This is a genomic window from uncultured Brachyspira sp. (assembly GCF_944390595.1).
Classification (GTDB): domain Bacteria; phylum Spirochaetota; class Brachyspiria; order Brachyspirales; family Brachyspiraceae; genus Brachyspira.
The window spans coordinates 1-4,482 of the sequence record NZ_CALXRN010000112.1 but is presented as its reverse complement, the minus strand read 5'-3'; the positions used below and the strand labels follow the sequence as shown (position 1 = coordinate 4,482).

2 protein-coding genes are annotated in these 4,482 nt (G+C 27.2%); both read left to right on the top strand.

All coding sequences use genetic code 11. From position 1 onward, the window contains the following. Positions 1-830, top strand: an 830-nt coding sequence (locus tag Q0J90_RS06170) for a restriction endonuclease subunit S (protein WP_297277067.1), incomplete at its 5' end; no start/stop codon positions are given. Positions 831-919: 89 nt separating this feature from the next. Further along, a complete protein-coding gene (locus Q0J90_RS06165; RefSeq protein ID WP_297277066.1) occupies positions 920-4,000 on the top strand; it encodes a type I restriction endonuclease subunit R in 3,081 nt (1,026 codons plus the stop codon). Positions 4,001-4,482: the final 482 nt, after the last annotated feature.

Genomic DNA, 4,482 nt, shown 5'->3' with positions numbered 1-4,482 from the left:
ATTTATCAGATATAAAAATAAAACTCCCTCCATTAGAAGAACAAAAGAAAATAGCTTCCATACTTTCATCGCTTGATGATAAAATAGAACTCAACAACCGTACAAATAAAATATTAGAGGAAACGGCGCAAACTATTTTTAAGGAATGGTTTATTAATTTTAATTTTCCAAATGCCAAAGGAAAACCTTATAAAAACAGCGGCGGCAAAATGATAAAAAGCGAACTAGGGGAGATACCGGAAGGTTGGGAAATAGACACTTTATCAAATATATTTGATATAACTATTGGTAAAACACCTCCTAGAAAAGAAGTTGAATGTTTTTCTAATAGTAATAAAGATATGAAATGGGTATCAATATCTGATATGGGTAAAAGTGGATTATATTTACTTGATACATCAGAATATTTAACACTTGAGGCTGTTAACAAATATAATGTAGTGATAGTTCCTAAAGATACAATAATATTAAGTTTTAAATTAACGATAGGCAGAGTATCAATAACATATGAAGATATGACTACAAATGAAGCTATAGCACATATAAAAACTAATGATAAAAAATTAAATGAATATACTTACTTCTATTTAAAAAATTTTAAATATTCTACTTTAGGTAGTACATCTTCTATTGCTCAAGCTGTAAATTCTAAATTAATTAAGTCCATAAAATTTATACTTCCAAGTAAAAATATTTTGAATGATTTTCATTTAAAAACTAGAGATATATTTAATAAAGTAAAATATAATCAAATAGAAAACCAGAAACTTGCTTCTATTCGCGATAGTATTCTGCCTAAACTTATGAGCGGGGAAATTCGCATAAAATAGGAACTATATTTTATACAAAATGCAATAATTATTTGACTTTATACAAAATAAATATACACTATATAGCATACAGTATAGGAGTCTTATTTATGGAAAAATATATGCATGAAAGTGATTTTGAAAGCATTGTTATTGATATGATTCAAAATCTCGGATATGAATATTATTATGGTGCCGATATCAGAAAAGATTATCCTTCTATGAACAGCACAAGAAATGTTGTTATCACAGAAATATTATATAAAGCTCTTAAAAAAATTAATCCTGATGCACATGATAAAGCTATTGATGAGGCTATAAGATTAATTACAAATCTTTCTGAAATTCATTATATAGATAAAAATAAAACCTTTCAAAAATATTTTTTATTCGGGATTGAAGTTAATTATTTTGATAATGAAAATAAATCTGCTTATATAAAAATTGCTGATTATAATAATATAAATAATAATTATTTTTGGGTTGTTAATCAGCTTGCAATAACAGATATTGATAATAGAAGACCGGATGTGATAATTTATTTTAATGGACTTCCTGTTGTAGTTATGGAGTTTAAAAATCCTGTTAAAGACGATGAAACTATAGATGAGGCTTATGATCAAATAAAAAACTATATGGAAAACGGTATTCCTAATCTTTTTTATTATAATTCTTTTTGCGTTATTACAGACGGGGTTAGGGCAGAAGTGGGTACTATAACGGCTGATAAAAGCAGATTCATTCCTTGGAAAAGAGAAAGCGAAGATATTGATGTTATAGAGAAAAATGCTGATTTGAATAAACAATATAAAACATTAATTAACGGAATGCTTCAAAAAGAAAGATTTTTAAATATTCTGCATTATTTTATATTCTATGTTCAAAGCGTAAATAAAGAAGATATTAAGGCAGTTAAAATATTGGCTGCATATCATCAGTTTTTCGCTGTTAATAAAGCATTAAAGAAAATTAAAGAAGCATATCAGAATAAATCAAAGAAAGCAGGTATTGTTTGGCATACTACCGGTTCCGGTAAGTCTTTTACCATGCTAATGGCTGCAAAAGTAATATCTCAAAATTTGGATAATCCTACAATAGTTATAATAACAGACAGAACGGAATTAGACAATCAATTATTTACAACATTTTCAAGTGCAATGAATACATATTTAAAACAGACTCCTGAACAAATAGATTCAAGAAAAAAATTAATTGAAAGATTAAAAGATATTAATGCAGGAGGGATAATATTTACAACTCTTCAAAAATTTGAGAATTATGATGAGGCATTATCAGAAAGAAGCAATATTGTATTAATGGTAGATGAGGCACATCGCTCGCATGATCTCGAAAAAAGCAAAGTAACAGATGATGGAAATATAAAATATAATATGTCCAAATATATTAATGATGCTTTTCCGAATGCCATAAAAATAGGTTTTACAGGCACTCCTATAGAATCGGATGACAGAAACACAAAAGATGTATTCGGAGATTATATTGATACTTATGATATAACACAATCGGTTGAAGATGAGGTTACAGTTCCTATATATTATGATGGTAGGGTAAACTATTTAAAACTTTATGAAGAGCAGTTGAAGAAAGCGGATGAAGAATATCAAAAAATGCTTGAAAATAATGAAGCGGCTGAAGAGGCTATAGAAAAATCAAAAAAAGAACTTTCAAAAATGGATGCTTTGCTTGGTTCTGATGCGGCAATAGATGCTTTATGCAAAGATATAATACAGCATTATGAAAAAAGAAAGAATGTACTTATAGGAAAGGCATTTATAGTTGCATATTCGCGTCCTATAGGAATAAAAATATATAAGAAGATATTAGAACTTAAACCTGAATGGGAAGGCATAATAAAGCCTGTAATGACAACATCAAATAAAGATCCTGTAGAGTGGGGGAAAATGCTCGGAAGTAAATCCCATAGGGAGAGCTTAGCAAAAGAATTTAAAGATAAAACTTCAAACTTTAAAATAGCTGTAGTTGTAAGTATGTGGCTTACTGGTTTTGATGTTCCTGAACTTGATACAATGTATATGTACAAGCCTATAGCCGGACATGATCTTATGCAGACAATTTCTAGGGTTAATAGGGTTTGTAAGGATAAAGATGCGGGGCTTATAGTTGATTATATAGGAATAGCTGATAATCTTAAAAAAGCAATGAAAGATTATACGGCAAGAGATAAAGAAAATTACGGCAATATGGATATAGCAGAAACGGCATTGAATAAATTTAATGAAGTTATTGATTATATTAGAAACATTTTTAAAGATATTGATTATTCCAATTTTTATACTTGTTCAAGCAAGGAAAGATTAGAGCTTATAACTAAATTAGCTGATTATGTATTTTCTTTTGAAGAGGAGAAAAAGAATGACTTTTTGAATAGGGCGGCTGTATTGAAAAAAGCAGAGGCATTATGCAGAAGTATTATTGATAGAAAGGAATCGGTTGAAACTGCATTATATGAAGCTGTAAAAGTAATAATAACTAAAATGCAAAGTCATCAGAAATTGTCATTAAGAGAAATCAATCAAAGAATAAATAAGATTCTTCAGGAAAGCATACAAAGTGAAGGCGTTCTCAATATATTTGCCGGCATGGATGATTCTAAAGAGCTTTCATTATTTGATAAAAAGTATTTAGAATCTGTTGCCAATATGAAGTATAAAAATATAGCATTGGAAGTATTAAAAAAATTATTGGATGATAAAATAAAAGCCTTTTTAAAAGTAAACATAATACAATCCAATATATTTTCTGATAGAATAAAAAAGATAATGGATAAATATAATAATAATGCTATAGATAATATTGAAGTAATAGATGAGCTTTTAAATCTTTCTGATGATTTAGACAATATAAATAAAGAGGCTGATAGTTTAGGAATGAGTAATGAAGAGAAAGCTATTTATGATGCTATGTGCAGTCCTATAAATTCTGATTATAACAAAGAAGAAATTAAAACTATGGCTAAAGAATTGTTTTTAATAGTAAAAAAGAATTCAGAAGAAATTGACTGGCAGAATAAAGAATCCACAAGATCCAAAATGAAAATGGATATAAAAAGATTTTTGAAATCGCATAAATATCCTAAAGATATTGAGAATGAGGCATTGGATAATATATTAAAACAAGCAGAGAATTACGAGATATTAAAGTATAGCTAATAAGGTATAGTATTATGGGTAAAATTGAATAACTAATCATATACATATATGTATACAAAAATAATAAAGAATACTTAGAAATTAAAATCAATATATCTTATGAGTGAATATATAAATGGGCTATACATATATTACTAGAATTATTATATGATTTGATGTTGATTCTTATATAATGTATTATAAGGCTTATATATTATACATATAAGTATACGGGCTAAAAATATATGTATATGTTACAGATAAAAAATTAAAATTGTAAAATTGTAAAAAAGCTTTTGAACAGATAAAAATTAATAAAGTTTTTGATGCAGATATATATTTATTAGAGTTGCAGCATAAACTTGTTTTTTTAGTATGTATAGCAGTAAGGGATTATATATTTTATTAGTAATACTTGATAACTGGCTATATAGAAAACTGGTTAAAAGACTTAGAGAATCGTATACTTAATAAAGAATATCCTAGAAAAACAATAAATACAT